The organism is Bacillus cereus group sp. MYBK216-1, assembly GCF_051916495.1.
GTDB classification, from domain to species: domain Bacteria; phylum Bacillota; class Bacilli; order Bacillales; family Bacillaceae_G; genus Bacillus_A; species Bacillus_A thuringiensis_K.
In genome coordinates this window covers 1-25,223 of record NZ_JBQAGT010000011.1, presented here as the reverse complement: position 1 = coordinate 25,223, position 25,223 = coordinate 1, and the positions used below count along the sequence as shown (strand labels likewise).

Genomic DNA, 25,223 nt, shown 5'->3' with positions numbered 1-25,223 from the left:
TTGTACAAGGGAGTACAAATGCTTTTTTACTATGAGCGTATTTTTGAAAATACATATATAAGAAGTTCAATCGCAAAAATAACTAAAACAGATAGTCCGAATAAAGGCATGACAGCGCCTAGTATAACCATCATGATAAAGAAAACGAATATGCTTTTCTTATCTCTTTGCTTTGGCGGTGCTGCTAATTTTCCTTTCGGCTTTCTTGCTAACCACATTTTTACTCCGTAATAAATGAGAAGTAATAAAGATAATGTCGTTAGTAAGCATAATATTTTATTTGGCCATCCGAATAAATGTCCTTCGTGAAGCGGGATACCGTAAGTGAACCATTGTGCAAGTAATCCATAATCACGATAGTCTGTTTTCGAAATGAGTTCCCCGCTATATTGATTAAAGTAAGCTGTTATTTCTTCATTTGGTGCAACATGCATACCTGTAATACCAGAACCGCTTGATTTCGAAACTGTGAATACGCCTTTCGGATCAGCTGGTAGTGAGATAACGTATGGCTTCTTTATTTCAATTCCTTTTTGTAATTCATCGACAGAAATAGCTTTCGGTTCATTTGAATCCGATTCAGGAGGGGCTGCTTTTCTTGTTGCCCATGGCAATTCTTTTACCTTTGATTCAGGCGGCGCCATATACAATTTCGGATATCCGAGCGATTCATTCGACGATGCGATTTTATAAATTTGGTTACCCATAAATCCTGACCATGGCAATCCAGATGCGACTAGCAGAACGAGTGGAATTGTAAATATAATACCGATAATAGAATGACGTCGTTTTGCTTTTTCTCGCTTATTGGATACCGGTGTATTTTTGAATTGGCGTATACTCATGTACAACCCAGTCACAATTAAGAATATTGTCCAGCATGCCGCAAGTTCTACAGTATAGTTGATGACAGTGCCACCAACTAAAAGAGAACTATGTAATTCCCGCATTATATTGGCAAACGTTTCACTTGCGTTTTGATCTCCGACAATTTGATTATTGCTATCTAAATACACATATTTTTGTTGTCCCGTATACTCATTTGCAATCGTAAGTCTCGTATTATAATCCCCATTAAACTCGCTAATTTTTGCCACGCTATAATGTGGATATTTTTTCTCTGTTAAGGAAATAGAATCAGCCATCGAAATAGATTCTGTTTGGGCGCTCTTCCCAAAATATAAATCTTTATAGATTAAATCTTCAACCTCTTCCCGAAATAAATACCCAATGCCACTCAGTGACAACGTAATAAGAAGCGGCGTAATAAAAAGCCCAGCATAAAAATGCCAACGCCAAAAAATGTAGTGAAGCGAACGATTTACTTTCATACTTTCAGTTCCCCTAACCTTCCCTATATGAATAAATTCCTCATTTTAATATAGCGAGATTAAGTGTGATTACTTTGAAAGAATTGTGAAGAAAGTTAAAAGTTTGTGGGATTTTTATTAAACATAAAACACATTTTAGAAGGAGTGTTTTCTATGTTTATGAAGATCTCTTTATATTTGATAAGTACATCCTAACAACCGCTTTCGCAAGACATTGAGAAGAATCAACAAAATCCTCACTAGCCACAACATTCAAATCAGTACATGCGATAATTGCGGTAGCTACTTCATCCTTCAACTGCACAACGAGTGCGCTCCATAATTTGCGAGCTTCTTCAACTTCTCCGCTTTTAATATACGTAATAATTTGATTAATCATCGTTTGCCATTTTTCATAATAAATGTACTCTATATTACGTTTTGCAATCCCGTCTTGATAAATACCAGCCTGGATTGTCGCTTCTGTTGCGAGAAGAGCGACTCTTTTTGTATTTTTAGGAATTGCTTGTAATGTCTCATCGACTATATTTAAAATTGGAATGGACAGAGAATGCTGTAATTCCTCGAAATAAAGATGCGCCGTATTGCACGGCATAGCGATAAAGCTTGCGCCAGTACTTTCAAGCTTTTGTGCTCCTTCAATAATTGCTTTTTTCATCGCTTCGTGATCAATAGGGCGATCCATGTAAAACGGTGTTGGACATGAATAAATCATCATATGAGGAAAGTCCATATCATGCTTTGCTCCGTATATTGTTTGGCAATTTGCTACAACTGTATCGACGAATGGCCCAGTCGATTTTGGTCCCATTCCTGCTAGTATTCCAATCATTGTTTCGTCTCCTTTAAGAATTTTTATATCCATTATATAGGAAAATAATAAAAAGACGTGCAGTGAATGCACGTCTTTTTTGTTACGTTTTGTCGAACAATCGATATATCCGAGAAATCGTTGATATATTGTAAGTTATGATAGATATATATCGAAAAAATCGTTGATATATTACCCCGCATTAACGGGCAGTAAAACTCCCACCTTAAAATTCGGCTGGAGCAAAGAAATTAGTTGGGAGATAAACTGCCCATAAATGCCCGATTGGTTCAACTAATAATCAGTGGGGGATTCCCCCCACTGATTAAAGTTTCACTTTATCGTTTCTCAATCGCCACAATAAATGGTGGGTTATTTTGCTGGTTAATGAAGCCATATCGCAGTACGTGAGCTTGTTTTTGGTCTAGTTCTTCGGCGAATTTGAGAACAGCGTCGCGTTCTACTTGTCCTTCTGGATGTCCGTGGTAAATGACAAGGACGATGATACCTTGAGGCGTCATTACTTCTAGTAATTGTTCAATTGCTGAAATTGTTGAGTTCGGTTTTGTGACGATATGTTTGTCTCCGCCAGGAAGGTAACCTAAGTTGAAAATTGCGCCTGTTACTTTTCCTTTTGCACCTTCTGGTAATACGGATAGGAGTGTATCGTGACTATCATGAACTAAAACAGTACGTTCGAAAAGTTCTTTTTCTTTTAGACGAGTTGTTGAGCTTTCAATCGCCTCTTTTTGAATATCAAATCCAAATACTTTTCCGTTATCGCCAACGATTTCAGCTAGGAAGCAAGTGTCATGGCCGTTTCCTAAAGTTGCATCTACAGCGTAATCGCCTTCTTTTACTGCCGTTTGCAAGAGAGTGCGAGCAAACGGTAATACACGTTCTAATTTCATTTTTGTTTCTCCTCATTTGCATATTTTCCTTGCCAGCTTCCGCGGCGTACAAATTCTGCATCGATGGAATTTAATACTTCCCATTTATTTAAGCTCCACATTGGACCAATCATTAAATCAGGTGGACCGTCACCTGTGATACGGTGCACAATTACGTCTTCTGGAATAATTTCAAGTTGGTCAACAACGAGATTTACGTAATCCTCAAGAGAAAGGAATTCTAGTTGTCCTTTTTCATATTGTTTCACCATTGGTGTTCCTTTTAATAAGTGAAGTAAGTGGATTTTAATTCCTTGTACATCAAGCTTCGCAACTTCACGAGCTGTTTCCATCATCATGTCGTAATCTTCAAGTGGAAGGCCGTTAATAATATGAGAGCAAACTCGAATACCATGCTTGCGTAATTTATTTACACCTTCCACATAAGACGGATAATCGTGAGCGCGGTTAATAAGGTTTGCAGTTCGTTCATGAACAGTTTGTAGTCCGAGTTCAACCCAAAGGTATGTGCGTTTATTTAAGTCCGCTAAATATGCAACAACATCGTCTGGTAAACAATCTGGACGAGTTGCGATAGAAAGACCGACAACGTCTTTTTCTGCTAGAAGCGGTTCGAATTTTTCTTTTAACACTTCAAGTGGTGCATGTGTATTTGTGTACGCCTGGAAATAAGCGATACATTTTCCGTCTTTCCACTTTGAGCGCATTTTTTCTTTCATTTCATGATATTGCGTTATAACATCATCGCGGCGATTGCCAGCGAAGTCACCAGATCCAGCAGCACTGCAAAATGTACAACCGCCATAAGCAACTGTACCATCACGGTTCGGGCAATCGAAGCCAGCATCTAATGAAACTTTAAAGATTTTTTCACCAAATTCATTTCGTAAATGGTAATTCCATGTATGATAACGTTTATTGTCGTTTGTATATGGAAAAGGGTTTTGAACCTTCATTATTTTCCCTCCTAAGCCGAGTCAAAATGAAACAAAATACATTATAACATACTCATAAGGTTTAGATGGAAGGGACACACTAAAGGGGAATTGAAGCAAGGAGGGACAATTATGGCAGAGCGTCAATCACTTGAATCGTATATTACACAAGCGGAACAAGCGGTGGAATATGCGAAAGAACAATTAGACCAAGGCATGAGACAAGAGCATTACAATACGATGGAGTATTCGGATGCGCAGTTACAATTAGAACAAGCATATAACGATTTACAAACGATGCAACAACATGCGAATGATGAGCAACGTGAGCAGTTAAATAGAGCACGTATGGCAATTCGCCAATTGCAACATCAAATGATTATTACACCCCACTAATAAGGAGTGAATGTAATGGCGAAACGTTCAGATCAAAATAACCCAGAGCAAAAAACGCAAAATGGACATAACGCAGAGTTTTCAAATGAACTTGATCCGATTGTTCAAGTAAAACAGCGTAACAGTAAAAAAGGACAACCGCAAAAATCGAAACAATCAGAGTAAACCAGGTCGAAATATGACCTGGTTTTATTTTGTTATATGACAATAATGTAAGATTGCTGTAAGGTTTGCCGATAGTTGTAAAATCACATTTCCAGTAGAGTAAGGGAGGATTACATTTTAGACAAGGAGTTGCTTTATGGGGAACAATATTACAAATAAACGAATTGATGAGTTAGATTACATTCGTGGCTTCGCACTACTGGGGATTATTTTAGTAAATATTCTTGCACTACTTAACATTAAAATTCCAGATCCTAATACAGTAGATGCCAGCTATCAAAGGTTTCTATACTTATTTGTAGAAGGTCGTTTCTTCTCAATTTTCTCATTCTTATTTGGAGTAGGATTCTATATCTTTATCTCTAGAGCAATTGCGAAGGGGAAGAATGGATACATTCTATTTCTACGCCGCTTAGTGGCACTATTTATTTTCGGTTTGATTCATTACATGTTTCAGCCTGGAGAAGCATTAACGTTATATGCAATTTGCGGGTTAATCGTTTTGCCATTTTATAAAGCGAAAAAACAAGTGAACTTAGTTATTGGTCTTATTTTAACAATTGTTTTTAGTGTAATGGGTGTTAAAGAACTATTACCACTTGGCTTAATTTTATTAGGACTTGCTGCAGGACAATATCGTGTATTTGAAAATCTCACGCAGAACATAAAGAAAGTAGCTATTTTTACAGGTGTTATGTTTGTTTTAAGTGTCGTAGCTGTATGGTATCAATACGGGCACGTGCCTGCTGATCCATTTGTAAATATGATACTAATGAATGAAGATGGAACAATGGACGCTGCAAGCCAATTTTTAAAAATTGGTGTTACAGTGGGACCAATCATTTCAGCTTTCTATGTTGGAGCGTTAATTTTATTACTTCAATTAAAACCAGTTCAAAGATTGTTAGCACCACTGAAATATTATGGACGTATGGCGTTAACAAATTATATTGGACAAACTGCAATGATTTTAATTGCCGGTAGTGTATTTAACTTTGCAGGAAACTTAACATACATGCAGACGTTATATGTGTGTATCGCAATTTATGCAATTCAAATTGTATTTAGTATGATTTGGATGAAAATCTTTAAGATGGGTCCACTAGAATGGATTTGGCGTGTTATTACGTATTGGACGGTAACACCTTTAAAGAAATAAAGTGAAACTTTAATCAGTGGGGGTCTTACTGCCCATTAAAGAGGGATAAAGAAAGAAGTGGGCTGTTCCTTTTGCGGAACAGCCTATTTGTATTGTCAGTTTTTGTCGGTAAGTCGATATATTTTGAAAATCGCTGATAAAAGTGAGGGAATCGCCGATATAATTTCATTTATCGATTTACTGTGTCAAAAAACGAACTAGTAGTAAAAGCCAAGCTTACAAGCACACCTTTTTTATATTACAAAAGTGTAAGGTAAATGTAATGTTAACAAATAGCAGTTCATCGCCAAAAGGCGCAAAATAGGTAATGGAAAAACAAGCGTAGGAGGATATATATGACGAAACCAGTTGTAGACGTGAAAAACGTTCAAAAAGTGTACGGTAAAAAAGGTGAGAATCAATCACACGCGTTAAAAGGTGTTTCATTCTCAATTCAAGAGGGTGAGTTTGTAGGGGTTATGGGACCATCTGGTTCTGGTAAAACGACATTATTAAATGTAATTTCAACGCTGGATAAAGCAACGGGCGGCGTTGTTGAAATTGCAGGTACGGATATTACAAAAATGAAACAAGGTGAGCTTTCAGATTTCCGTTCACAAAAGTTAGGATTCATCTTCCAAGATTTTAATTTATTAGAAAACTTATCTATTTATGAAAACATCGCACTTCCACTTTCCTTGCAAGGTGTTCCATCACGTAACATTGGACCAAAAGTCGAGAAAGTAGCGGATATGTTAGGAATTACAGAAATACTTCAAAAGTACCCATCTGAAGTATCTGGTGGGCAAAAGCAACGTTCGGCAGCAGCGCGTGCTTTAGTGCATGAGCCTGCAATTATTTTAGGGGACGAGCCAACAGGAGCGCTTGATTCTAAAAATGCAGCGAGTTTACTTGATGCGATGACAAACTTAAATAAAGATCAAGGCGTATCTATTATGATGGTTACACATGATCCGTATAGTGCAAGTTACTGCCAGCGTATTTTATTCATTCAAGATGGTGAGCTATATAAAGAAATTCATCGAGGCGGTACACGTGAAGAGTTTTATAAAGAAATTTTAGACGTGCTTGCAGACTTAGGCACACAAAAAGCATAAGAAGGGAGGTTCTAGAGCATGTTATTTAAACTTTCCATGTCAGGGCTAAAAAGTAAGCTGAAAGATTATATCGTCTTACTTGTTGGTCTTGTCATGTCCATTTCAATTTTTTATATGTTCCAAACATTAGCGTTAAATGAGGCCTTCCTTAAGGAAAATTCTACTATTGGTCAAATTGGATTTGTATTCCAAGCAGGTTCATTTTTACTAGCTATTATAACGTTCTTCTATATTTTATATGCGAACTCTTTCTTACTATCTCTTCGTCAAAAAGAGTTTGGTATGTATATGATGTTAGGAGCAAAAAAGCATAAAGTTACATTACTTATGTTTATCGAAACAATCGTACTAGGTGCTGCGTCTCTTGCGATTGGTATTATAGTTGGAGTAGGCCTTGCAGAAGGTATCGGACAGCTATTAATGAAACAATTAGAATTTGCTGGTAAAGGCTATAAAGCATTTTATTTACCATCAATGACTGTTACTTGCATCTTCTTCTTTGCACTATTTGTATTATCCGCAATTATGAACAGTATTAAATTATCACGTATTTCTGTACTGCAACTTGTACATGCAGATGCACAAACAGAACGTGTTGCGGTAAAAGGAAAAATGACAGGTGTAGTTGCATTCCTTGCGGTTATTTTATTAGGAATGGGCTATGCATCAATGATTTACATGGAAAAACTAAGAGAAATGGGAATCATTATTGCATTAATTACAACAACAGCTGGTACTTACATGCTGTTTGGATCACTTCTCCCAGTCTTTATTAAAAAGTTAAAGGGTAATAAAAAGCGTAGTGAAAAAGGACTTAACGCTTTTACATTTGCACAATTAAATTTCCGTATTAATAGCCTAACAAAGGTACTTGCAACAGTAGCGATGTTAGTTGCTCTTGGAGCCGGTGCAATTTCAGGTGGTATGGCGTTTAAAAATAACGTTATAAAAATGGTTGATGGTTTAGTAATTTACGATTCAGTTGTTCATAATCCAACAGCTGAAGAAAAGAAAGTTTTAGACGGTATTACATTTAAAGAGAAAAATGAATATCGTTACAAAGTTGATAATAAATATGTTTACTATGTAAAAGAAGATTTAGAGAAAAATCGTCCTTTAGTAAGAGATATGGCAAAGATGAAATCGATGAAGGATTTAGTGAACACGAAGAAAGTTTCAGCAGAACTGCCAGTAGGTGCAGTTTCTAGAGAAATGAATGAAAAAGATGCGAATGCTAAAGCACTTCCAGAAGAATGGGATGAGGCTTTTAGAACAATCCAGCCATTCTATGTACATGAAGATCATGCAATTAAAATTGTAGATCAAAAAATGTACGATACTGTAAATGGTAAAGAAGGAATTGTATTTACTGGAAAAACAGATGATTTTGAAGCACACATAAAAGAATGGAAAAAACTTGACGAGTTGCAACTAGATAAATATAAAAATATAGCAATTGAAAGATTAGATAGTAAATATCGAGCTTACGACATGTTCTATGGCGTTGCGAGCGGAACAGTATTTATGGGCTTCTTCCTTGGAATTGCTTTCTTAGCAATGATGGCAAGTTGTCTTATGTTTAAAATTCTCTCTGGTGCATCAAAAGATATTACGCGTTATCAAATGCTTCGTAAAATCGGGGTGCGCCGTGAATTATTAACAAAATCAATTTATAAAGAGTTATTCTTAGTATTCCTATTCCCAGCAATTGTAGGTATTGCACACGTATTAGTTGGTATGAATATTTTCGGATTTATTTTAATCGATCCGTACTTCCGTATTTGGGTGCCAATTGTAATTTTCGTAGTTATTTACACGATTTATTACTTCATTACAGTTCAATTGTATAAAGGAATTGTTCTTCCTAAGGAAGATTAATAAAAAAAACCGAGCGAAACTGCTCGGTTTTTTTATTTTCAGAAAAAATACTTTGACGTTACTGAAATATATAATATAATGTAAATAAGTAACGTAATATAAAAGTAGAAGTAGCTGGATAGGGAAAGGAGGAATCCAATCTGTAGAAAGAAATTGAACTTTTATCCCCACATTTTTTACCGCAACGTATTTATACAATCGTAAGTTTCCACATTGAAAATTTTCAGAACCACCTGAGTATATTGTGAAAATAATGGATAACACATGGAAATCTCATAGCATGATAAGGTAAAATGAACAACATAATGAAAAAATTACCGTTCATAAGATGAGGAGAATACATGTATGGAAGTTGTAGAGCCATTAAAAGATATAAGCCAAATTGAGGCTATGAAAAAATATTTAAAAGAGCACTCCCAGCGAGATTATCTTTTATTTGTTATGGGAATTAACACAGGATTAAAAATTACAGAACTACTTAGTATGAAATTTGAAGATGTATTAAATGAAGATGGGACTGTTAAAGAGTTTTATACTCTTCCTGTGAAAGATGAAAAATTTAAACAAGATATTTATTTAAATACAAAAGTAAAAAAAGCGCTTTTAGATTACGTACAATCTATTGGCGTTAAAAGAGAAAATTACGTATTTCAATCTAATAAAACGCCAAATTCAATTACGCGCCAACAAGCGTATCGTGTAATTCATAATGCTGCAGAAGCAGTTGGAGTTGTTGGTAAGATTGGAACAAATTCAATGCGAAAAACGTTTGGATTTCATGCGTACAAAAGAGGGATAGCGATTGCGTTATTGCAAAAACATTTCCATCACGCGACTCCATCAGAGACGCTAAAGTATTTAGGTATCTCAAAGGATGAGCCCTTTAAAACGGAGATTGATGTCGATTTATAAAAGCCGTAACTAAAAAAATTAGGAGGCGGAAAATATGAATATTAGAGAGAGTGAACTGCCGGGTATTGGATGTAAGTTTGAAGTGATTACAAAAGGTAATGAAAAGATGGTTATCGTTATTCATGATGATGGCCGAAGAGAAATGTACCATTTTGATGCTGATCATGAGGAGAGTATTTCAAGCGTCTCTCTTCGTGATTCCGAAGCGAGACAAATTGCAGCTATATTGGGCGGAATGGTATATAGACCACAAGCTTTAGATACAATTGAAATGGCTTTTGAAGGATTATCAATTGAGTGGTTTAAGGTGGAAAATAATGCACCAGTCGTACAAAAAACAATTGGTAGTTTACATGTCCGAAACACATATAACGTAACGATTATTGCCATTTTGAAAAAAAATATGAAGAAGTTCTTTAATCCAGGTCCAGATTCTATCATTGAAGCTGGTGATATGCTCGTATTATCAGGCGAGAGACATGAAGTAAAAAGAATTATTAATGAGTTGCTTTCAGTAGGAGGGGATTCATAATCGATGGATACTTTAATCTTTGAAGTTGGAACTGCGTTAGTATTAGTCGCTTTTGCAGCTATTCTCGCTGCAAAGTTAAAGTTCTCGATTATTCCGTTTCTCATAATACTCGGCATGCTAGTGGGTCCCCATGCCCCGGATTTAGGGCTTATCGATTTAAGATTTATTGAAAGCGGAGAAGTTATTTCCTTCCTCGGCCGTGTTGGCGTTATATTCCTCTTATTCTATTTAGGCTTAGAATTCTCAATTAAAAAATTAATTAAATCAGGAAAATCAATCGCTTTTGGAGGAACTGTTCATATATCGCTTAATTTTATATTAGGTTTACTTTACGGATATATAATGGGTTTCCCCTTATTAGAAACATTAATTATTGCTGGGATCATAACAATTTCATCGAGTGCAATTGTTGCGAAAGTAATTGTTGATTTAAGAAGATCTGGTAATAAAGAGACGGAGCTAATTTTAGGAATCATTATGTTTGATGATATCTTTTTAGCGGTATATTTATCAGTGGTTTCAGGGTTAGTACTCGGAGGGGCAACGTCATTTGTAGGTGCTCTTACATCTATTTTAATCGCAGTAGGGTATATGTTATTATTCTTTATAGTTGCTAGAAAAGCTACACGATTTTTAAATAAAATGTTAGATATTTCGTCCAATGAAATTTTTATTATTGTAATATTCGCTATTTTGTTCTTTGTAGCAGGATTTTCAGAAACGATTCATGTTGCAGAGGCAATTGGAGCATTATTACTAGGACTCGTTTTTTCTGAAACAGAGCATAGTGATCGAATTGAACAGCTCGTTGTTCCGTTTCGTGATTTCTTTGGAGCTATATTCTTTTTCAGCTTCGGTTTAAGTATAGATCCATTTTCACTTGGCGGAGCAGTGTGGTTGGCATTAGGAGCAGTTTTCATTACTCTTATCGGTAATTTTACCGCTGGAATGGTTGCGGGGCGTAAAGCGGGATTATCGCATAAGGCTTCTACGAATATTGGTTTAACACTTGTATCACGCGGAGAGTTTTCCATTATCGTCGCGAATATTGGAATTGCGGGTGGCTTAATGGCAACGATTAAACCATTCTCAGCCTTGTATGTTTTAATATTGGCATCGTTAGGACCTTTGTTAACGAAAGAATCTGGGAGAATATATTCTTTACTAGATAAAATATTTAAATGGAGCGCTAAAGAACGTGCGAAGCGAGAAAAAGAAGCTGGATAGTACAAATAAGGGTGGACTGCATGAAAATTTCATGCAGTCCACCCTTTTATATATTGTTACTGTTGTCATTTTTTGTCGGTAAGTCGATATATTTTAATAATAGCTGATATATTTGTAGTTGCGCCGATATATTCTAATAATCGCTGATATAATCCAAGTAGCAATCAGTATAATTTCATTTACCGATGAACCGTTATCTGAATTTCATCAACTATTAATCAGTTGCCTTCCTATTTAAAAACGACTACAATTTTACTGTTATATATATGAACGAAAAAAATAGAATAGGAGGGGAAACTATGCCAAGGAAAGTATGGCTATTAGTAGCTGGGATGATTATTAATGTCACGGGTGCTTCTTTTTTATGGCCTTTTAATACAATTTATTTGCATGATCACTTAGGAAAATCTTTATCTGTGGCCGGAATGGTATTAATGATTAACTCGCTTACTGGTGTAATCGGAAACTTGCTCGGCGGTGTTTTATTTGATAAATGGGGCGGTTATAAATCAACTTTAGTAGGGATTGTGATTACACTTGTATCAATTTTAGGTCTAGTGTTCTTCCACGGTTGGCCTTTATACGTTGTGTGGCTAGCGTTAATCGGCTTCGGTTCTGGAATGGTCTTCCCATCGATGTATGCGATGGTCGGTACAGTTTGGCCAGAGGGCGGAAGACGAGCATTTAATGCGATGTATGTTGGACAAAACGTTGGTATTGCGATTGGAACAGCGTGTGGTGGATTAGTTGCTTCGTATCGTTTTGATTATATTTTCTTAGCGAACTTTATTTTATACTTTGTTTTCTTCTTAATTGCTTTTATTGGATTCCGTGGTATGGAAGACAAGAAGGAGCCAGGAGTACAAAAAGAAGTCGAAACGAAAAAAGGTTGGTCACTTACACCTGGATTTAAAGCACTTCTTATCGTGTGTGTAGCATATGCTTTATGCTGGGTTACATACGTACAGTGGCAAGGTGCAATTGCAACACATATGCAAGAATTAAACATTAGTCTTCGTCATTATAGTTTATTATGGACGATAAACGGAGCAATGATCGTTTGTGCGCAACCACTTGTTAGTATGCTAATTCGCTGGATGAAGCGTTCTTTAAAACAGCAAATTATGATTGGTATTTTCATTTTTGCGGCGTCATTCATTGTGTTAAGCCAAGCGCAGCAATTTACGATGTTCCTCGTTGCGATGGTAACATTAACAATTGGTGAGTTATTTGTATGGCCTGCGGTTCCAACGATTGCAAATATACTTGCACCAAAAGATAAATTAGGTTTTTATCAAGGGGTTGTAAATAGTGCGGCGACTGTAGGGAAAATGTTCGGGCCGGTCGTTGGCGGAGCAATTGTGGATTTATACAATATGGAAGTATTGTTTATAGCAATCATGGTAATGCTTGTAATAGCGCTTATAGCAACGAGCATTTATGATAAACGAGTAAAAGTAGAAGAAACAGTTGAAGAAAAAATTGCAGTTTAGTTTGACGGAACATGTAACATGTTTTAGAATATATTTAAATAAAACAACCTTTAGAACAAGGGAGATAGCTCGGCTGTCTTAAGATGAATTCGTTAGTTATTAAGAGTAACGATTAACCGAGAAGTCCTCGCTTTAAGTAAGCTCTTAAGAGATACTAGGTGAAGGATAGTTCACTTAACTTATATGTGTAATAACAGTGAGAAGGAGTAGTAGTAATAGAAGCTGGTTTAGAGAGTTGACGGTCGGTGCAAGTCAATCCACGTTTCGTTATGAACTCGCCTTTGAGTTGCAGTTGTGAAACTAATAGTAGCAATTGCCGTTAATCCACGTTACGGATCTAAGCGAATGTATATTTGTACATTAATTTAGGGTGGTACCGCGGGAATCTATAACCTCTCGTCCCTTTCTAGGGATGAGAGGTTTTTTGTATTTTGGGCGGTGAAAATAAATAGAATTTCAAGGAGGGTATCTCATGAGCTTTAATCATCAAGAAATTGAGAAGAAGTGGCAAGGGTACTGGGAAGAGAATAAAACATTCCGTACGCCAGATGAGACAGAAAAACCAAAATTTTATGCACTAGATATGTTCCCATATCCATCAGGTGCAGGCCTACACGTAGGACATCCAGAAGGTTATACAGCGACAGATATTTTATCTCGTATGAAGCGTATGCAAGGATATAATGTTCTTCATCCAATGGGATGGGATGCATTCGGTCTTCCAGCAGAGCAATATGCACTTGATACTGGAAACAGCCCAGCTGAATTTACAGAGCATAATATTAATACGTTCCGTAACCAAATTAAATCATTAGGTTTCTCTTACGATTGGGACCGTGAAGTAAATACAACAGATCCAAACTATTACAAGTGGACACAATGGATTTTCCTAAAACTATTTGAAAAAGGCTTAGCTTACGTTGATGAAGTACCTGTAAACTGGTGCCCAGCACTTGGTACAGTACTTGCAAACGAAGAGATCATTGACGGTAAGAGTGAGCGCGGTGGACATCCAGTTGAGCGTCGTCCGATGAGACAGTGGATGTTAAAAATTACAGCTTACGGAGATCGTCTATTAGAAGATCTAGATGAGCTTGATTGGCCTGAAAGCTTAAAAGATATGCAACGTAACTGGATCGGTCGCTCTGAAGGTGCAGAAGTACATTTCAACATCGACGGTACAGATGAGAAGTTCACAGTTTTCACAACACGCCCTGATACACTATTTGGAGCAACATACTGTGTACTTGCTCCGGAACATGCACTTGTTGCAGAAATTACAACAGCAGAACAAAAAGAAGCGGTAGAAGCTTACATTAACGCTGTAAAAATGAAGAGTGACCTAGAGCGTACAGAACTTGCGAAAGAGAAAACTGGTGTATTCACTGGTGCTTACGCAGTTAACCCAGTAAACGGTGAGAAATTACCAATCTGGATCGCTGACTACGTTCTTGCAACTTACGGAACAGGTGCTGTAATGGCAGTTCCAGCTCATGATGAGCGTGACTATGAATTCGCATCAGTATTCAATCTTCCAATGAAGGAAGTTGTAAAAGGCGGAGACATTACGAAAGAAGTGTACACAGGTGATGGTGCACACGTAAACTCAGCATTCCTTGATGGTTTAAATAAAGAAGAAGCAATCGCAAAAATGATTGAATGGCTTGAAGTAACAAGCGCAGGAAATCAAAAAGTAACGTACCGTCTACGTGACTGGTTATTCAGTCGTCAACGTTACTGGGGTGAGCCAATTCCAGTAATTCACTGGGAAGATGGCACAATGACAGCTGTGAAAGAAGAAGAATTACCATTAGTTCTTCCAAAAACAGAAAACATCCGTCCTTCAGGTACAGGTGAATCACCACTTGCTAACATTGATGAGTGGGTAAATGTTGTTGACCCTGAGACTGGTAAAAAAGGTCGCCGTGAAACAAATACAATGCCACAATGGGCTGGTAGCTGCTGGTATTACTTACGTTACATCGATCCAAACAATAGTGAAGCACTTGTAGATCCTGAAAAAGTAAAACAATGGCTTCCAGTTGATATTTATATCGGCGGAGCAGAACACGCTGTACTTCACTTACTATATGCTCGTTTCTGGCACAAAGTATTATACGACATCGGTGTAGTTCCAACGAAAGAGCCGTTCCAACAATTATTCAACCAAGGTATGATTCTAGGTGAAAACAACGAGAAAATGAGTAAATCAAAAGGTAACGTTGTAAACCCTGATGATATCGTAGCAAGCCACGGTGCAGATACACTTCGTCTATACGAAATGTTCATGGGACCATTAGATGCTTCAATCGCTTGGTCTGAAAATGGCCTTGATGGAGCTCGTCGTTTCCTAGACCGTGTATGGCGTTTATTCGTTCAAGAGAACGGTGAATTAAGTGAGAAAATTACGGATGCACCAAATAAAGAGCTTGAAAAAGCTTACCACCAAACAGTGAAGAAAGTAACAGAAGACTATGCAGAGCTTCGCTTTAACACAGCGATTTCTCAAATGATGGTATTCATCAACGATGCATACAAAGCTGAAACACTTCCGAAAGAATATGTAGAAGGTTTCGTAAAAATGATTGCACCAGTTGCACCTCACATCGGGGAAGAGCTATGGAGCAGACTTGGATACAATGAAACAATCACATATGCAAGCTGGCCAACATTTGATGAGTCTAAACTTGTAGAAGATGAAGTTGAAATCGTTGTTCAAGTCATGGGCAAAGTTCGCGCGAAACTAACAATGAGTAAAGACGCATCAAAAGAAGAAATGGAACAACTTGCACTTGAAGCAATTCAAGACCAAATTGAAGGGAAAACAGTTCGTAAAGTAATTGTTGTTCCTGGAAAACTTGTTAACGTTGTTGCAAACTAATTAACGCTAAATAAAAGCTCAGAGCATTTAGGCTCTGAGCTTTTTTGTGTAGAAAATCATCTCTGGATTAGATTAGTCTAAGTTTTTAATTATTCCATTACGTACAAATAAAAGAGCGGAATTCCCATACAGACAAACACCTATTTTTCTATAGGAAATATGATAAAAAAGGTAGGCTAAATTGAGTAGAAGAGGTGAAAGGAATGAAAGGGATGGACAATAATGCACCACATGGCTTCTTCGGAGGTGGATCGGGTAGTTATGAACAAATGATGTTAATGGGAGGAGCTGACCAACAAGGATACGGTGGAATTCCGAGCTGGATGGGTGGAGGCTCGGGCGGATTTCCAACATCGGTAGCTGGCATGCAAACTGGAATGCCTACATCAATGGGAGGCTTTTCGACAGCAGGGGTTGGAATGCCTACAGTAACAGGAAGCTTCCCAACATCAGTAGCTGGCGTACAGACAGGATTTCCGGTACCAGGAATAGGTGTTGTAGCTGGAGGAATAGGTGGGTATCCGCAAGTTGTTCACGGTCATCATGGACATCACCACCATCAAGGCCATCATGGACACCATCATCACCAAGGTCAACACGGTCATCATGGACACCATCATCACCAAGGTCAACACGGCCATCATGGACACCATCATCACCAAGGTCAACACGGCCATCATGGACACCATCATCACCAAGGTCAACACGGCCATCATGGACACCATCATCACCAAGATCAACACGGTCATCATGGACATCATCATCAAGGCCAACACGGTCACCATGGACACCACCATCATCAAGGTCAACACGGCCACCATGGTCAGCACGGCCATCAAGGTCAGCACGGCCATCAAGGTCAGCACGGTCATCAAGGTCAGCACGGCCAACACGGTCAACAGCACCAACAATACCAACAGTATCAACAACAATCTTCTCCTTGGACAGGAGGAATTGGAGCAGGAGGAGCAGGGGCAGCGGCAGGAGCGGCTAGCATTAGTGGAGCAGCAGGGCACGCTGGACACGTGGGTCATTAATGAATTCCAGAAAAAAAGACATAATAAAAAACTGCTAGGAAATTCTAGCAGTTTTTTTCAGCTTCTTGGCGCTGACGTTCGATTTCAGCACGAAGTTGTGGTTCTGGTGCTTGCCAGCCTTCTGGTTTTAGAATTTTGCCGTCGCCTTCACGGAATCGAGGTTTTCCATCAGGGAATAGTTTTGCCATGTTTGCGTTATTTACAATTTCGAATCCTTTATCAGGACGTACACCCATTTCGGCAAACGTTCCGAATGCAAAGTAAATAAGGTCAATTAGTGCATCATATTGATCTTCAACAGTCGTTGCTTCCAGAAATTCTTCTAGCTCTTCTTGCATAAAACTTGCACGGATTTTTGCACGTTCTTCTGTTAGTTTTGTTGGAGTATTTGTCACAGGGTGTCCGAACTCTTTATGCATTTTTGCAACAAGTTCGTATCCTTTATCTAGACCTTTTTCGTTTGTCATGTTGTTTCATCCTTTCTCGCTTTGTCCGAATTTCATTGTAACATAGGGTGATTATGAAATGAAAAGGGACTGTTCAAAAGTTTCATCTTTTAGTTAAGATAGGGAAAGATTATATTGACTAAACGACAAAACATAAACCAATTAATAAAAGAAAGCCATCCCGGAATACTTTTGGGACGGCCCTGCTCGTTATTTTTCTTCTTTTATTAAAATGGATAAAATAAGGTCGATGCCAAACATACCGACGAGCAACATTGGTATAACGACAAGTAAATAACGTGTGAAGGAAACATTTTTTAAATATGTATGAGCAAATAAAAAGACGGTGAGAAATAAAATACCATTTAAAATAGGCTTTACTAATTTTTTAGACATAAGCTCCCCCATAAATATCTTCTCTCTATTTGATAATAAAAAACTCCTCTCTCCGTTGTATCATGCTGGAGAGAGGAGTTCAATCATTTCTCATTCAATTACACCAGAATTTGTAATATCTACGGTGTATTTTATAGTAACTGGAACATCTTTGTACATTTGTTTCCACTTTTCTAATTTAAATGGGCGATAATGTTGCTTATATTTAGCTCCTAGCCCGAGAGGATCGACATCTAAAGATTTAAACTGCTTAATTAATTTCTTACCTTGTGTCTCCAATTGTTTTTGAACGACCTTCTCAATCTTTTTTGTGTTCTTAGCATTCTCTAAGTTAATTTGTTTCGATACTTCTTGAATACGGGCATCAAGCTTCACATGAATGGAAAAGGAGGGCTTTCCGTTTTTTATTTTTATATCGTATGTTGGAACAGAACGAATATTGTTAATCATTACGTACCCAGGATCTGCTTTAAATTCATGTGAATCTAACTTATGCTCTTCTAACAGTCCTTTAAATATAAACATATCTGTTTCCGCGATTTTACCAACGTATTTATCCTTTTTAAAAAGACCAATTCCCGTGATTTTTATTTTATCACCATGTTTCTTTAAAATTGGAATATAGTAGTCTTGCCCTACTTGATAATAACGGAATGCTCCTACATGCAGATTATCTGTTGGTAAAGGACCGGTCTCCATATTATGTTCTAGCATTTTTTTTATATAAATCGCAACGTTGGATGAAGTCGTGTATTTTCCTTTTAAAAGTTCAGTACCATTACCTTCAAGTAAAGCAACATATAAGGCATTACCAATGTTTACATCGCGAATTAATGTATCGAAGGAAGCAACCATTCCTTTCTTAGCGATTCGGGTGGTAAATAGAGCAACCCGCATTTGCCCACTAGCAAATGGTTGAGAAGACTCTAAAGATGTGTCAGCTTTTACTTGTTTTACCGCATTTGCTGTTCCTTCAAAAACTTGAACTTTGTTCCCTTTTTGCTGAATAGGACAAACAAATGTTACCTTTATTTTATTATCTTTTGCTACATCGAAGACAGTTCCTTGGATAAGGTGTACGTCATCAATAATATTTTTTTGTAAACATCCAGTTAGACTAAAGAGTGTTATACAAGAGATAAGTATTAATTTATTTTTGATTTTTTCCATTTTCTTTTCACCCACACAATAATAAATAGAATTGGGATGTATACATAAATGAGCCAAAAGCTTCCTTTTGATGCATTACTAATAAAATTATTAATATCGTGTCTGTTTGTTAAAAGTTGTGAAACAATGAGGGTGATAATGATAAAAGCGATTAAAACACCTCTTTGTTTTACACGGAATATTTCGTGAGTTGCTCTCATTGACGCCCATAAAGGGAGGATAAAACTTGAAATAATAACGAGTGCATAGCCTGAGATTGCAATATATTCTAATCTTTCTATAAATGGTAATTGAATAACTTGGGTCATAGAAAGTTGGGCCCATATCGTTTTTAATAATTGTTTTTCACTAAAAAACGAAAAGGCTAAAAGGGTGCTAAATAAATATAGAAGGTTTGAGAATAGTGCCCCATATTGAGCAAATTTATGAGATTGTTTAGGGTTTTTCACAAATGGATAAACCATGAGGTAAATCTCAAAACCAGTCATACTGTAGATTGACAGTTGAGCGGATTTTAAAATATCTGAAAAAGAATGTGTGAAAATGGGTAATAAATTCTCCCAATGTGAGTATTTCAAAACGAATAAGCTTAGAAATAAATACCCTAGTGTACCACCAACAGAGATGACGCAAATGCCAGTAATGACACGAAATCCAGAAGAAATGATGTAATAGCTAACTAGGCACAAAAAAAGTGTTAACATAAAGGTGGAGGCAGTTGGGAACATCCATACTTGAATAATTTCAACATACGTTCGAATAACCGAAATACTGACGATTAAAAAATAAGCTGCAAAGATGATATTAAAGACGTTCCCTATCCACTTTCCAAAGGTTTGTCGTTGTAAATCAATTAAATTTCCGTTTGTTTCTTTTAATAAAAAATACATCATCCATATAAGAATCTGGATACAGATTCCTGTGATTAGAACGCCTATCCATCCGTCGTATCCAGCGGCTTTTGCGGTGATTCGAGCGAATCCGAGAACGCCAGCACCAAACTGTGCACCGTGAATTAAGAAGAAAACAAAGATAGGAGATATTTGATATTTTTCTTGAACTTTACTCATCAATGCACCTCATTCCTTAATCATCAAAGTCTGATCTATGTTTTGTTGAAATTCCTTTTGCTGATTTTTTTACATGTTGTGGCCTCGCTTGTACATCCCTTGTATCAATCATTGTTAAGGGAAAACGAATCCAAGAATCTTTAACAGATTGTTGTCTTGTTGGATAAAACAAAGCGTATGGCTTACGTAAGGAAGTAAGTCTAAATAGATGAGTAAATAAAAAGATAAATCCAAGAGAAATCCCGAAAAGTCCTCCTATTTCTGCAAATATGAGAAACGGAAAGCGTAGTAACCGAACAGCGTTCCCCATTTTATAAATAGGTGTAATAAAGGAAGCAAGTGCTGATAAGGCAACGATAATTAATAAAATATTACTCGTTAAACCAGCTTGTACAGATGCTTGCCCAATTACGATACCGCCTACAATACCAAGTGTTTGACCGACCTTCATTGGTAACCTTGCACCAGCTTCTCTTAACAAATCGATAACTAATTCCAAAAAAAGTGCTTCAATTAGAGGTGGGAATGGGACTTGTGCTCTAGATAAAATTAATGTTTCCAGCAAATCACTTGGAATGAGTTCATAATGATAATTTAAAACAGCAACATATAATGGAGCTGCACAAATTGAGAAAAGAACAGCGATAAGGCGTAAAACTCTTGAAAATGTTGCATATAGCCAAGAGACATTATAATCTTCTGGTGAAATAAAGAAATCGAAATATGATACAGGAGTTAATAGAACGTTCGGTGAACCGTCGACAAAGATAGCGATTTTTCCATCAATTAGTGCTTTTGTAACTCTATCATTGCGTTCTGTATTGATATAGAGTGGGAAAATTGATTTTTCACCCGTTAATTCTTGTAAGTAAGCACTATCATTAATTTGATCATATTCAAGAGCACGTAATGATTCCTCTAGAAACTCTACATTCTCTTTTTCAGCAAGATTATCTAAATACATCATGACAACCTTTGTTTTTGAAAATTCGCCGACAATTATTTCTTTTGTTTGTAAATCTAAAACAGGAAGACGTTTTCGAACTAAATTAATATTTGTATCAATATCCTCTACAAAACCTTCTTGAGGACCGATAACAGTCGATTCGTTTAAAGGAGGGCTTGGTGCCCGATACGTATCAATTGCAATGTTTGCAAGCAGACACTTTTGATTTTGCTGATTCAATTGAATAATTGCATGCCCCTTTAAAACCATATCCTCAATTTTTTGTAGGTCATTCGTAATTGTAATCCCGCTCATCGGAATATGTTCTTTTAGTTCTTCTAGTGAAGCGTTAGGTCGTTCTAAAAGAGTAGGCATTAAGTACTTTTGTAATTTCTCTCCATCAAGCGAAGGTCGATAGTAAGAAATCCAATAAGGCATCGTTTCATCGTCAGATGTATGGTAATTAACAAAATCACTAGACTTTTTGAGCTTTTCTATTAAATCTTGTAGAGAATGAATACGGTCTTCTTCTGGTTTTGTAAAGTCATAAATACTATTACTTCCAGAGCTTTGCTGTTTATCTTGATTCGAATCATCTTGTTTAGAGCGTTGCTGTTTATCCTGAGCTGAGTCGTTTTGCTTAGAATCTTGCTGTTTATCCTGGTTGGATTCATCTTGTTTCAAACTTTGTTGTTTATCCTGAATTGATTCGTCTTGTTTAGAGCTTTGTTGTTTATCTTGATTCGAGTCATCTTGTTTAGAGCTTTGTTGTTTATCCTGATTCGATTCGTCTTGTTTAGAGTTTTGTTGTTTATCTTGATTCGAGTCATCTTGTTTAGAGCTTTGTTGTTTATCCTGATTCGATTCGTCTTGTTTAGAGCTTTGTTGCTTACCCTGAATTGATTCGTCTTGTTTAGAGCTTTGTTGTTTATCCTGAATTGATTCGTCTTGTTTAGAGCTTTGTTGCTTACCCTGAATTGATTCGTCTTGTTTAGAGCTTTGTTGTTTATCTTGATTCGAGTCATCTTGTTTAGAGCTTTGTTGCTTATCCTGAGCAGAGTCGCCCAGTTTAGAATTTTGCTGTTTGTCTTGAGAAGATTCCTTATGTTCCTCTTTTTTTTGTTCTCCATTGTTATCTTTATTATGTTTCATACTTCTAGTCTGTTCTTTGTTATCATCATCTTGATTGTTAGGTTGTTGCTCCGAATTATCTGTTTCGTTTTTTTCTGTCGTATTTGATTTTTTTTTCTTACGTAACCAATTCCAAATCATATGTACGCCCTCTTTAATCTTGTAATATAGTGCTATTTTGTGGCTAATTTTGTATATTATTCATTTATTTATGAAAAGAAGAAGGAGATTAGTTTGCATGGAAAAAAATCTTTAGTAAGCAGTTCATACTATAACGGAGAGAGGAAGAGTCTGTGCAAATTGTAAAAAAGGAGAAGTTTGTGTTAAAAGAGTTTACGTTTGAAAATGGCAGAGAAATTCCTATTCAAATGGGATACGAGACATATGGCACTTTAAATAGAGAAAGGTCAAATGTGATTTTGGTTTGTCATTATTTTAGTGCAACAAGTCATGCGGCAGGAAAATATACAGTGCATGATGAGGAGTCTGGTTGGTGGGATGGGCTCATTGGACCTGGAAAAGCAATTGATACAAATAAATATTTTGTTATATGTGCAGATAATCTTTGTAATGTGCAGGTGAGAAATCCATATGTGATTACAACAGGACCGAAATCAATTAATCCAGAAACTGGAGAAGAATATGCTATGGATTTTCCGGTTTTTACATTTCTTGATGTAGCTCGTATGCAATATGAGTTAATAAAAGGTATGGGAATTTCAAGGATACACGCTGTAATTGGACCGTCGGCGGGGGGAATGATTGCACAACAATGGGCGGTTCACTATCCACATATGGTAGAGCGGATGATTGGCGTTATTACGAACCCACAAAATCCAATTATTACGTCAGTAAACGTAGCGCAAAATGCGATTGAAGCAATTCGGCTGGATCCAAGTTGGAAAGATGGAAAATATGGAGAAGAGCAGCCGATAAAGGGGCTTCATTTAGCAAATAGAATGATGTTTATGAACGCGTTTGATGAGCATTTTTATGAAATGGCATTTCCTCGTAACAGTATAGAGGTAGAACCTTATGAAAAGTTTTCTACATTAACATCATTTGAAAAAGAGATAAATAAAGCGACATATACAAGTATAGAGTTAGTAGATGCAAATTCATGGATGTATACTGCGAAGGCAGTTTTATTGCATGATATTGCACATGGGTTTTCTTCACTAGAAGAATCTCTTTCTAACATAGAAGCGAATGTACTTATGATTCCGTGTAAACAAGATTTGCTTCAGCCCTCTCGTTACAACTATAAAATGGTAGATATTTTGCAAAAACAAGGGAAGTATGCGGAAGTGTATGAGATAGAAAGTATAAATGGGCATATGGCGGGAGCATTTGATATTCATTTATTTGAAAAGAAAGTTTATGAATTTTTAAATCGGAGAGTATCTAGTTTTGCTTAGAAGACAAATGATGGGGAAAAGGTGCAATGTTTGTAGTAGGCACCTTTTTTTACATGATTTGTAGACGGAAAATATATGTAGCGATTGCTATACCGAAAAACGCTATGCTAAGCAATAGAAATAAGAATGACATTTCTTGTGTTGATTTTATTTTTTTATTATTTTTCATACTAAGAGTAATAATTGCAGCGATTAAGAAAATGATGCCCATTATGAAAAGGGAAAGTGTCATTTTCATTGGCTCCTTTCATAAAACAAGTATATTGAGGATACAATGCAAGAGTTATGTTTGTAAAGAATAAGTTTTGCGAGAAAATTGAGAAATAGTTTTTCGATTCTTTGCGTTCTTTCTTTTGCGTGCTAAAATTGGTAGAGAATGTTTGTGAAAAAGAAACTAAAGGTTTTATTGTATATAAGGAGGAACTACATATGACAGAAGTTAAAACAATTACTACAGAAGAGGTACAAGAGCGTTTAGAAAATGGAGAAACGTTATTTTTAGTAGACGTAAGAGAAGATGAAGAAGTAGCGGCAGGAAAGATTCCAGAAGCTGTACATATTAAAATGGGCGATATCCCACATAAAGTAGATTTCTTTAATAAAGAGAATGAATATATCTTTATTTGTCGTTCAGGAATGCGCAGTGAAAATGTATGTCATTATTTAAATGAGCAAGGATTTAAAACAGTGAACATGGTTGGCGGTATGCTTCAATATGAAGGTGAAACGAAATAGTTAATAGCTAAAAACTTGAAACGAGTCTGTTTCAAGTTTTTTTCTTTTGCATACAGTATAAAAAAGGAGGAGGGGGAAATGGGGATTAATTTGCGTAAAGTAAAAATTATTAATAATACAGGAGCTGTTAATGTCGGCGACTGTTATGATATCTCGCCTTTAGCTGTAGCAAAAGTATATGCAGGTGCTGGAGGGTCGAGTGCGGCTATTTTTTTAAATGGGAAAAGACAGCCAGAAGCGGTCATTAGAACATCAGTGTTTCTTCCGCCATTAGCAACGAGTACACGTACATTAGGTTCATAGATGAAAGGTAGAGTGTAATTATGCCTGCTCATATAAAAGAGTTTGTTATTGTGAATAATACTGGAAATATATTTACCGGTGATAATTTGAGTGATACTTCATTTACTGCTTCGAAATCATACAGTGGTTCAATGGGGTGCACTTGGATTGATGTTGTTACAGTAATAGGGACGGAGACGAAGCTTTGTTTACAGCCGGGTGATTCGGTGACGACAACATATACAAGAGGCACTCCTGCTGGTACTGTAACAGGAACAAACATGGGGCAAAGTGCAAATGTTTCGAGTATAGCACAAGCTGTCCCTAATACAGATAATTTTGATTCGACTGCTGGACTCCCCTAAAATCATAGGGGGAGTTTTTGTTTATAAGAAGAGTTTATATAGCATAAAAATAGGAGTAATTGTTTGAAAAGTAGTATTGGAGGCCTTTTTGAAAAATACAATTCAAATAGAAGGTGGGTTTTTATCCCGCATTAACGGGCAGTAAGACCCTCCTACAAAATATGTTTCACCTTATATGAAACATATTTTGTAGTTGTATTTTTTGGGAGGTGGTGGGAGTAGTGGAAGGAAATGATGAAAATCAAAAAATACAGAGGTTGATAAATTCTAATTTTAAGTTATCCTCAGATCTTGTCGGCCCTACTTTCCCTCCAGTACCGACTGGAATGACAGGGACAACGGGAAGTACCGGGGCAACCGGAGAAACAGGTCCAACGGGAGTAACGGGTTCAACCGGAAGCACAGGACCAACAGGAAATACGGGTTCAACGGGAAGTACAGGAGCCACGGGAGATACAGGTCCAACGGGAAATACAGGAGTCACGGGAAGTACCGGAGC

General features: G+C 36.8%; 25 protein-coding genes, 1 pseudogene and 1 other annotated feature. Of the genes and pseudogenes, 16 read left to right on the top strand and 10 right to left on the bottom strand.

Annotation, left to right across the window (positions count from 1 at the left end):
* Positions 1-29: 29 nt before the first annotated feature.
* The 4 genes from ACTFRH_RS25770 to ACTFRH_RS25755 form a co-directional block, all read right to left on the bottom strand.
* On the bottom strand, positions 30-1,331 hold the full coding sequence (locus ACTFRH_RS25770) for a PepSY-associated TM helix domain-containing protein (protein ID WP_000867843.1): 1,302 nt from the start codon (positions 1,329-1,331) through the stop codon (positions 30-32).
* Positions 1,332-1,488: 157 nt separating this feature from the next.
* Positions 1,489-2,163 (bottom strand): aspartate/glutamate racemase family protein, encoded by a 675-nt coding sequence (locus ACTFRH_RS25765; RefSeq protein WP_000579340.1) that lies wholly within the window; start codon positions 2,161-2,163, stop codon positions 1,489-1,491.
* A gap of 317 nt (positions 2,164-2,480) precedes the next feature.
* Positions 2,481-3,053 carry a class I SAM-dependent methyltransferase gene (locus tag ACTFRH_RS25760; RefSeq protein ID WP_000764494.1) on the bottom strand — a complete coding sequence of 191 codons (573 nt, stop codon included), beginning with the start codon at positions 3,051-3,053 and terminating at the stop codon, positions 2,481-2,483.
* Positions 3,050-4,009 carry a TIGR01212 family radical SAM protein gene (locus tag ACTFRH_RS25755; RefSeq protein ID WP_000868042.1) on the bottom strand — a complete coding sequence of 320 codons (960 nt, stop codon included), beginning with the start codon at positions 4,007-4,009 and terminating at the stop codon, positions 3,050-3,052. Before ACTFRH_RS25755 ends, ACTFRH_RS25760 begins: the two co-directional genes overlap by 4 nt.
* A gap of 111 nt (positions 4,010-4,120) precedes the next feature.
* Here ACTFRH_RS25755 and ACTFRH_RS25750 point away from each other — a divergent pair, with 111 nt between their 5' ends.
* From ACTFRH_RS25750 to ACTFRH_RS25700, 11 genes are all read left to right on the top strand, one after another.
* The gene (locus tag ACTFRH_RS25750) at positions 4,121-4,384 is read left to right on the top strand and encodes a YtzC family protein (RefSeq protein ID WP_000840869.1); all 264 of its coding nucleotides are present in this window, start codon (positions 4,121-4,123) and stop codon (positions 4,382-4,384) included.
* A 15-nt stretch (positions 4,385-4,399) separates the two neighbouring features.
* Entirely contained in the window at positions 4,400-4,549 is a 150-nt protein-coding gene (locus ACTFRH_RS25745) for a hypothetical protein (RefSeq protein ID WP_001129340.1), read from the top strand.
* Between the two features lie 136 nt (positions 4,550-4,685).
* Positions 4,686-5,708: a DUF418 domain-containing protein gene (locus ACTFRH_RS25740; RefSeq protein ID WP_000527704.1), complete on the top strand. Its 1,023-nt coding sequence runs from the start codon at positions 4,686-4,688 to the stop codon at positions 5,706-5,708.
* Between the two features lie 335 nt (positions 5,709-6,043).
* Positions 6,044-6,805: an ABC transporter ATP-binding protein gene (locus ACTFRH_RS25735; RefSeq protein WP_000165861.1), complete on the top strand. Its 762-nt coding sequence runs from the start codon at positions 6,044-6,046 to the stop codon at positions 6,803-6,805.
* An 18-nt stretch (positions 6,806-6,823) separates the two neighbouring features.
* A complete protein-coding gene (locus ACTFRH_RS25730) occupies positions 6,824-8,683 on the top strand; it encodes an FtsX-like permease family protein (protein WP_000897755.1) in 1,860 nt (619 codons plus the stop codon).
* Positions 8,684-9,028: 345 nt separating this feature from the next.
* Positions 9,029-9,595, top strand: a complete 567-nt coding sequence (locus tag ACTFRH_RS25725; protein ID WP_000454232.1) for a tyrosine-type recombinase/integrase — start codon at positions 9,029-9,031, stop codon at positions 9,593-9,595.
* Between the two features lie 34 nt (positions 9,596-9,629).
* Positions 9,630-10,127: a cation:proton antiporter regulatory subunit gene (locus ACTFRH_RS25720; protein WP_001026053.1), complete on the top strand. Its 498-nt coding sequence runs from the start codon at positions 9,630-9,632 to the stop codon at positions 10,125-10,127.
* Between the two features lie 3 nt (positions 10,128-10,130).
* Positions 10,131-11,354, top strand: coding sequence for a cation:proton antiporter (locus ACTFRH_RS25715; RefSeq protein WP_000380170.1), 1,224 nt, complete (start codon positions 10,131-10,133; stop codon positions 11,352-11,354).
* Positions 11,355-11,653: 299 nt separating this feature from the next.
* Positions 11,654-12,847: an MDR family MFS transporter gene (locus ACTFRH_RS25710; RefSeq protein WP_001137560.1), complete on the top strand. Its 1,194-nt coding sequence runs from the start codon at positions 11,654-11,656 to the stop codon at positions 12,845-12,847.
* Between the two features lie 187 nt (positions 12,848-13,034).
* Positions 13,035-13,254, top strand: a binding site (T-box leader).
* A gap of 65 nt (positions 13,255-13,319) precedes the next feature.
* A complete protein-coding gene (gene leuS, locus ACTFRH_RS25705; RefSeq protein WP_000009467.1) occupies positions 13,320-15,728 on the top strand; it encodes a leucine--tRNA ligase in 2,409 nt (802 codons plus the stop codon).
* Positions 15,729-15,931: 203 nt separating this feature from the next.
* On the top strand, positions 15,932-16,765 hold the full coding sequence (locus tag ACTFRH_RS25700) for a hypothetical protein (RefSeq protein WP_440048828.1): 834 nt from the start codon (positions 15,932-15,934) through the stop codon (positions 16,763-16,765).
* Positions 16,766-16,809: 44 nt separating this feature from the next.
* Here the strand turns inward: ACTFRH_RS25700 and ACTFRH_RS25695 are convergent, their stop codons facing one another.
* From ACTFRH_RS25695 to ACTFRH_RS25675, 5 genes are all read right to left on the bottom strand, one after another.
* Positions 16,810-17,232 (bottom strand): hypothetical protein, encoded by a 423-nt coding sequence (locus ACTFRH_RS25695; protein ID WP_000180559.1) that lies wholly within the window; start codon positions 17,230-17,232, stop codon positions 16,810-16,812.
* A 189-nt stretch (positions 17,233-17,421) separates the two neighbouring features.
* Positions 17,422-17,607, bottom strand: a complete 186-nt coding sequence (locus ACTFRH_RS25690) for a hypothetical protein (protein ID WP_000038786.1) — start codon at positions 17,605-17,607, stop codon at positions 17,422-17,424.
* Between the two features lie 90 nt (positions 17,608-17,697).
* Positions 17,698-18,777, bottom strand: a complete 1,080-nt coding sequence (locus ACTFRH_RS25685) for a Ger(x)C family spore germination protein (protein ID WP_000411351.1) — start codon at positions 18,775-18,777, stop codon at positions 17,698-17,700.
* On the bottom strand, positions 18,753-19,847 hold the full coding sequence (locus ACTFRH_RS25680) for a spore germination protein (RefSeq protein ID WP_000049066.1): 1,095 nt from the start codon (positions 19,845-19,847) through the stop codon (positions 18,753-18,755). Before ACTFRH_RS25680 ends, ACTFRH_RS25685 begins: the two co-directional genes overlap by 25 nt.
* Positions 19,848-19,863: 16 nt before the next feature.
* Complete coding sequence (locus ACTFRH_RS25675) at positions 19,864-22,065, bottom strand: spore germination protein (protein WP_440049329.1); 2,202 nt, start codon at positions 22,063-22,065, stop codon at positions 19,864-19,866.
* Between the two features lie 152 nt (positions 22,066-22,217).
* On the opposite strand from ACTFRH_RS25675, the gene ACTFRH_RS25670 reads away from it, so the two are divergent.
* Positions 22,218-23,342 carry an alpha/beta fold hydrolase gene (locus ACTFRH_RS25670; RefSeq protein WP_001167617.1) on the top strand — a complete coding sequence of 375 codons (1,125 nt, stop codon included), beginning with the start codon at positions 22,218-22,220 and terminating at the stop codon, positions 23,340-23,342.
* A gap of 49 nt (positions 23,343-23,391) precedes the next feature.
* On the opposite strand, the gene ACTFRH_RS25665 is transcribed toward ACTFRH_RS25670, so the two are convergent.
* Positions 23,392-23,574 (bottom strand): hypothetical protein, encoded by a 183-nt coding sequence (locus ACTFRH_RS25665; RefSeq protein ID WP_000175904.1) that lies wholly within the window; start codon positions 23,572-23,574, stop codon positions 23,392-23,394.
* Positions 23,575-23,771: 197 nt separating this feature from the next.
* Between ACTFRH_RS25665 and ACTFRH_RS25660 the strand changes: the two genes are divergently transcribed.
* The 4 genes and pseudogenes from ACTFRH_RS25660 to ACTFRH_RS25645 form a co-directional block, all read left to right on the top strand.
* Positions 23,772-24,077, top strand: coding sequence for a rhodanese-like domain-containing protein (locus tag ACTFRH_RS25660; protein ID WP_000141207.1), 306 nt, complete (start codon positions 23,772-23,774; stop codon positions 24,075-24,077).
* A gap of 78 nt (positions 24,078-24,155) precedes the next feature.
* Entirely contained in the window at positions 24,156-24,380 is a 225-nt protein-coding gene (locus ACTFRH_RS25655; protein WP_000512463.1) for a spore germination protein, read from the top strand.
* Between the two features lie 20 nt (positions 24,381-24,400).
* Positions 24,401-24,724 (top strand): hypothetical protein, encoded by a 324-nt coding sequence (locus tag ACTFRH_RS25650; RefSeq protein ID WP_001110851.1) that lies wholly within the window; start codon positions 24,401-24,403, stop codon positions 24,722-24,724.
* Between the two features lie 221 nt (positions 24,725-24,945).
* Positions 24,946-25,223, top strand: a pseudogene (locus ACTFRH_RS25645) (BclA C-terminal domain-containing protein); the annotation flags it as partial.

Excerpts from the sequence above, each read along its gene's own strand:
- ACTFRH_RS25770 (WP_000867843.1), bottom strand. The coding sequence starts at position 1,331 with ATGAAAGTAAATCGTTCGCTTCACTACATTTTTTGGCGTTGGCATTTT.
- ACTFRH_RS25765 (WP_000579340.1), bottom strand. The coding sequence starts at position 2,163 with ATGATTGGAATACTAGCAGGAATGGGACCAAAATCGACTGGGCCATTC.
- ACTFRH_RS25760 (WP_000764494.1), bottom strand. The coding sequence starts at position 3,053 with ATGAAATTAGAACGTGTATTACCGTTTGCTCGCACTCTCTTGCAAACG.
- ACTFRH_RS25755 (WP_000868042.1), bottom strand. The coding sequence starts at position 4,009 with ATGAAGGTTCAAAACCCTTTTCCATATACAAACGACAATAAACGTTAT.
- ACTFRH_RS25750 (WP_000840869.1), top strand. The coding sequence starts at position 4,121 with ATGGCAGAGCGTCAATCACTTGAATCGTATATTACACAAGCGGAACAA.
- ACTFRH_RS25745 (WP_001129340.1), top strand. The coding sequence starts at position 4,400 with ATGGCGAAACGTTCAGATCAAAATAACCCAGAGCAAAAAACGCAAAAT.
- ACTFRH_RS25740 (WP_000527704.1), top strand. The coding sequence starts at position 4,686 with ATGGGGAACAATATTACAAATAAACGAATTGATGAGTTAGATTACATT.
- ACTFRH_RS25735 (WP_000165861.1), top strand. The coding sequence starts at position 6,044 with ATGACGAAACCAGTTGTAGACGTGAAAAACGTTCAAAAAGTGTACGGT.
- ACTFRH_RS25730 (WP_000897755.1), top strand. The coding sequence starts at position 6,824 with ATGTTATTTAAACTTTCCATGTCAGGGCTAAAAAGTAAGCTGAAAGAT.
- ACTFRH_RS25725 (WP_000454232.1), top strand. The coding sequence starts at position 9,029 with ATGGAAGTTGTAGAGCCATTAAAAGATATAAGCCAAATTGAGGCTATG.
- ACTFRH_RS25720 (WP_001026053.1), top strand. The coding sequence starts at position 9,630 with ATGAATATTAGAGAGAGTGAACTGCCGGGTATTGGATGTAAGTTTGAA.
- ACTFRH_RS25715 (WP_000380170.1), top strand. The coding sequence starts at position 10,131 with ATGGATACTTTAATCTTTGAAGTTGGAACTGCGTTAGTATTAGTCGCT.
- ACTFRH_RS25710 (WP_001137560.1), top strand. The coding sequence starts at position 11,654 with ATGCCAAGGAAAGTATGGCTATTAGTAGCTGGGATGATTATTAATGTC.
- leuS (WP_000009467.1), top strand. The coding sequence starts at position 13,320 with ATGAGCTTTAATCATCAAGAAATTGAGAAGAAGTGGCAAGGGTACTGG.
- ACTFRH_RS25700 (WP_440048828.1), top strand. The coding sequence starts at position 15,932 with ATGAAAGGGATGGACAATAATGCACCACATGGCTTCTTCGGAGGTGGA.
- ACTFRH_RS25695 (WP_000180559.1), bottom strand. The coding sequence starts at position 17,232 with ATGACAAACGAAAAAGGTCTAGATAAAGGATACGAACTTGTTGCAAAA.
- ACTFRH_RS25690 (WP_000038786.1), bottom strand. The coding sequence starts at position 17,607 with ATGTCTAAAAAATTAGTAAAGCCTATTTTAAATGGTATTTTATTTCTC.
- ACTFRH_RS25685 (WP_000411351.1), bottom strand. The coding sequence starts at position 18,777 with ATGGAAAAAATCAAAAATAAATTAATACTTATCTCTTGTATAACACTC.
- ACTFRH_RS25680 (WP_000049066.1), bottom strand. The coding sequence starts at position 19,847 with ATGAGTAAAGTTCAAGAAAAATATCAAATATCTCCTATCTTTGTTTTC.
- ACTFRH_RS25675 (WP_440049329.1), bottom strand. The coding sequence starts at position 22,065 with ATGATTTGGAATTGGTTACGTAAGAAAAAAAAATCAAATACGACAGAA.
- ACTFRH_RS25665 (WP_000175904.1), bottom strand. The coding sequence starts at position 23,574 with ATGACACTTTCCCTTTTCATAATGGGCATCATTTTCTTAATCGCTGCA.
- ACTFRH_RS25660 (WP_000141207.1), top strand. The coding sequence starts at position 23,772 with ATGACAGAAGTTAAAACAATTACTACAGAAGAGGTACAAGAGCGTTTA.
- ACTFRH_RS25655 (WP_000512463.1), top strand. The coding sequence starts at position 24,156 with ATGGGGATTAATTTGCGTAAAGTAAAAATTATTAATAATACAGGAGCT.
- ACTFRH_RS25650 (WP_001110851.1), top strand. The coding sequence starts at position 24,401 with ATGCCTGCTCATATAAAAGAGTTTGTTATTGTGAATAATACTGGAAAT.